The following is a 2,997-nucleotide window of genomic DNA, read 5'->3' on the forward strand; positions in this document are numbered from 1 at the left end:
TCACTTCCTGCGATTTGAGAGGCTCTGCCATGAGCAGGAAGTGACCCTCGCTTCCGCGGTGGCGCCGGCACCGTAACCACTCACTTGGGCGAAGAACCAAAAAAAGAGCCCGGCTTTCGCCGGGCTCCGTTTAACCCTGAACCGTTGCCGGAATCAGAAGTTGTGCTGGATGCTCAGGTTGTAGCGACGGCCCAGCGGATCCGCACCGATGAACGCCTGGAAGTACGGGTAGCCGGTGAAGGAGTTGTCTTCACGGTACTGGTCGTTCAGGACGTTGATGACGGAGAAGGTCGCACGGGTGCTTTCGCTGAAGCGCTTGCCGACCTGCAGGTTGTACTGCATCCACGGCGCGAGACGACGCGAGAACTCGCCACCGGCAAGGTTCACGCCGTCAGCGCCGGCGTTGCTGCCGTTGCTGCCGATGCGGGTGCCGAACACCGTGGTGGACCAGTCACCCTTCTCCCAGGTGAGCGAGCCACGCGCGCGGCTGCGGGAGTCCAGGTCGGCGTCGTCGCGGAAGTCCACCAGCACGTCGGTGTCGAACTGGCGGAACTTGTCGGTCAGCACCAGCGACCAGCCGAGGTTGGTGCTGAAGGTGCCCCAGCGATCGGTGTCGAGCACATAGGTGAAGGTGGCATCGAGACCGCTGGTGTCGATGTTGGCGGCGTTGATGTACGCCGAGTTGATGCGCAGGATCGAACCGTCAGGCGTATCGCCCTGACGCTGCACCAGCCCGAAGACGTTCTGGCAGAAAGCCGAGTCCGGCGCGTTCGGGAAGGTGGTGCCGTCCGGACGCACGCCAAGGCGGCAGTTTGCTTCGTTGGCCAGCAGGAAGCCGGAGGTCAACGAAGTCGCCTGGTCTTCAAGCTTGATGCGGTAGTAGTCAAGCGAGAACGCCATGCCTTCGGTGATGTCCCACACGAAGCCGATGCCGGTGGTCTCGCCCTCTTCTTCCTTCAGCAGCGGGTTGCCCGAGATGCTGGTGCCCGCGGTGTAGATGGTCGGGTCGCCGACCACGTTGCAGGCCGGCAGTGTGCGGGGGCCAAGGGCCGCGCCCACGCCAACACCGGCGCGGCAGGCGTACTGGTCGAGGATGCCGGCGAACGAACCGGCGCCTTCGGCGTAGACAAGCTGCAGGTCAGGGGCGCGGAAGCTGGTGGCATAGCTGGCGCGCAGCAGCAGGTTGTCGAACGGACGCCATTCCAGGCCGGCCATCGTGGTGACCGCATCGTCCACTTCGGTGATGTCGCTGTACTTGTCGTAACGGCCAGCGATGTTCATGCTCAGGCTGTCGAGCAGCGGCACGCGGAACTCGGTGCCCACCGCGTAACGGTCACGCTCGCCCACGGTGCGGCCCGAGCTGTTGAGGTTGTAGATGGTCTGGCTGTCGCGCGGACGGCTGGGCAGGGTACGCGGATCGCTGTTCAGTTCGGTGCCCTGCTGGCCCCACTCCATCACGCCGGCGAAGCCGACCGGGCCGGCCGGAAGTTCAAACAGGTCGCCGCTGATCACGAAGTTGACGGTCTTGGACGTTGCTTCGCCTTCGTTGACCGCGCGGGTGGACACGGCGGCGTACTGGGCCGGCGTGAACGGGGCGTTCCAACGGGCTTCGTTGAGGTCGTAGATCGGCAGCAGCACGCCGTTCGGCGCCGCCCGGAAGCCCAGCTGCGGGCCAAGGAAGTAGTCATGCATCGCCTGCGCGAGAAGGCGCGGACGATCCGCCGTGTAGTCGTACTTGGAGTACGCGGCGCTGGCTTCCCAGTCGAAACGCTCGCCGAAGGTGCCGGAGATGCCGGCCGAGACGTCGTAGGTCAGCTCGTCGAACAGGGTGGTGGCCGCTTCCGGGCCGCCCAGCTCGAACGGGTTGAACACGCGCTGCAGGAAGGTGAACGCGTTGAAGCCGGAGTCGAAGTAGCCGTTGATCTGGCCGCCGGTGGCGGTGCGCATGAACGGGTCGTTCGAGGTGGACCAGAACTCAGTGCCCGAGCTGGACGAAGCGTTGCTCTGGTACACGTTGGCCGCGCCGAAAACCTGCAGGTTGTCGGTCAGGTCGAAGGTGACCTGGCCGTAGCCCGCGTAGGACTCGTCCTTGTTGGAGATCGAGCGCGAAGCCGGCTGGGTGAAGCCGCCGCAGTACTGGCCGCGGGCGGCGGTGGTGACGGTGGTGTAGTCGTACTGGTCGCAGACGGCCTGGCCCGGGTAGTAGACGCTGGCGCCGATGCCGCTGTTGGCCGGGTTGAAGCGCAGGGCAGCGAGCGCCAGCGACGGGTTGGTGATCGAACCCAGCGGTCCGTTGCGTGTGTCGGCCAGGATGTCGCGCTGGCTGGCGAAGACGGGCTCGTCGTAGCTGGCCTGCAGGGCCCAGACCGCGCTCCAGCGGTCGCCGGTGCGGCCACCGGTGATTTCGGCCACGAAGCTGTCGCCGCCGCCTTCCTCGGTCGTGCCGACCTGCAGACGGGCGGTGTTGCCGTCGAAGTTCTCGCGCAGCACCACGTTCACCACGCCGGAGATGGCGTCGGAACCGTAGATGGCCGAGGCGCCGCCGGTCAGGATCTCGATGCGCTCGATGATCGACGACGGGATGGCGCGGATGTTCACGATGTTGTTGTCGCGGTTGTACGGCTGCGGGTACTGCGCCGGACGGCGACCGTTGATCAGGGTGAGGGTGTAGCCCGGGCCGAGGCCGCGCAGGTTCACGACCTGGGCGTTCGGGGTGAAGCCGGTCACGGCCAGGTCGCCGGTGAAGCTGGCGGTGGTGTTCTGGGTGAGGGTCTGCAGGGCGTCGCCGACGGTACGGAAGCCTGCGCGCGCGAAGTCTTCGCGGCTGACCACGACGACGGGGGACGGGCCCTCGATCTCGGAACGCTTGATTCGCGAACCCACCACGGTGACGGTGTCGAGCGTCGCGGTCTGGTCGGCGGTGTCTTCTTCATCATCTTCTGCGGTGGTGGCGTCCTGCGCGAAAGCAGTCGCAGCCAGCGGCAGGGCCAGCGCCAG

The 2,997-nt window shown here is 66.1% G+C and carries 1 protein-coding gene; it reads right to left on the reverse strand.

All coding sequences use genetic code 11. The annotated features are described in order from the left end of the window. Nucleotides 1-153: 153 nt before the first annotated feature. Nucleotides 154-2,997: TonB-dependent receptor (locus K0M70_RS01810; RefSeq protein WP_290778503.1), on the reverse strand; the 2,844-nt coding region annotated here is incomplete at its 5' end.

The organism is Arenimonas sp., assembly GCF_019459675.1.
Lineage (GTDB): Bacteria > Pseudomonadota > Gammaproteobacteria > Xanthomonadales > Xanthomonadaceae > Arenimonas.